At 49.5% G+C, this 1,573-nt stretch carries 1 protein-coding gene; it reads right to left on the bottom strand.

From position 1 onward, the window contains the following. Positions 1-82: 82 nt before the first annotated feature. Positions 83-1,354 carry a group II intron reverse transcriptase/maturase gene (gene ltrA, locus ACX5KA_RS12850; RefSeq protein ID WP_458731340.1) on the bottom strand — a complete coding sequence of 424 codons (1,272 nt, stop codon included), beginning with the start codon at positions 1,352-1,354 and terminating at the stop codon, positions 83-85. Positions 1,355-1,573: the final 219 nt, after the last annotated feature.

The raw sequence follows: 1,573 nt of genomic DNA, 5'->3' as shown, positions 1-1,573 counted from the left end.
CATCGAGTAGGGTGAGGCGTCACCGCCTCATCCCTCTCACAGAACCGTACATACGGGCCTCGTATACGGCTCATGTACATAGTTATTTAGCGTAATTGCTAAACACATATCCCGTTGCAACATTCTCCAAGTTCATTAGCCCAAGTTCATCGAACCAACTGTTTGGCATCGCGTAGCTTGCTAAAGGACTGCGTGCACTGCTCCAGCTCGTCATGTTGATGTGAGCGAACTTGCCTTTATAACCATGCTGTCGTAGCCAGCGATGGAGGCGGCTCGCCTTCTTCCATAACTTAAGTTGGATGCTGCGCAAGCGCCGTCTTAGCCAGCTCGCGAGTTGCTTAAATACCCTGCTCGCATTGGCTATCTTGAAGTAATAACTGAACCCTCTTAGCAGTGGGTTTAGTGCATTGATAACTGATTGCAGTGGCATTCCGCCATTGCGTTTCGTCATCTGCTTGAGCTTCGCCTTAAACGCGGTGAGTTTCTTGGGCTGGATGCGGGTATGTTTCGTCCCGATTTCAACGCCGAGGAACTTCACATCAACATCACTGTGGGTGATGTGTGTTTTCTCCGTGTTTACGCTTAGCTTTAGCTTTTCTTCTAAGATGTGTGTGGCTTGCGCTTTGGCATTTTCTGCCGCTGCACGACTGCTACACAGGATAAGGATGTCATCAGCATAGCGCACTATGCGGTGCCCACGTTGTTTCATTTCCTCATCGAACGCATCCAGATAGATGTTCGCTATGAGCGGGCTTATTACCCCGCCTTGCGGACTGCCTGTCTCTGTCTGCTGCCAATGTCCATCTACCATCACCCCACTTTGTAAGAACTGAGCAATGAGACTCAGCACGCTACCATCACGAACCCGTCTTTTAATACTCTTAATGATAAGCGTATGGTCCAGCTTATCGAAGCACTTCGACAGGTCCATGTCCACCACGTGTCGCCGTCCGTATCGACGGATGAACATCGTGGCTTTATTGATGGCATCGTGACAGCTCCGCTTCGGTCTATAACCAAAGCTGGATGGATGGAACTGCTCTTCGAAGATGGGTGTAAGGAGGTCATTCAAGCATTGTTGAACCACTCTATCCCTAACTGTTGGGATACCCAATAGACGCTCACCGCCCCCGTCTTTCGGGATAATGACCCGCCTTACCGGTTGCGGTTGATAGCGTTTGGTTTTGAGTTCAAGAAGAAGCTGCGATAGTTCATTATCCAGATTTGAGGCAAACGCGCTCAGGCTCTGCCCATCTATTCCGGCCGCGCCTTTCGCTTTGAATACCTTTTTAAACCCTTTGAACAGCCTCGCTTTATTAAGCAGGTGACCGTACAAACTATAATAAACCCGCATACTTCCTCTCGAAGATAGTGTGCTGTGTGGGGGCCGATACTTTCTCTTCGCGTTGGTCTATTTCACATGGTGGTAGAGCGTGCTAGCCCAATGGCAATCTACTCAACGTTCCCACATTACTCCCATGTACCGTTTCGTAGCCAGTCCGTCGCTTCCGCGACAAACCAAGTACGAAGACGTCGATTGCGAGTCGATTCGTGTACCACTGAAAAAAAAACA

Source organism: Alteromonas alvinellae, assembly GCF_902705805.1.
This window is presented reverse-complemented; position numbering and strand designations above follow the sequence as displayed.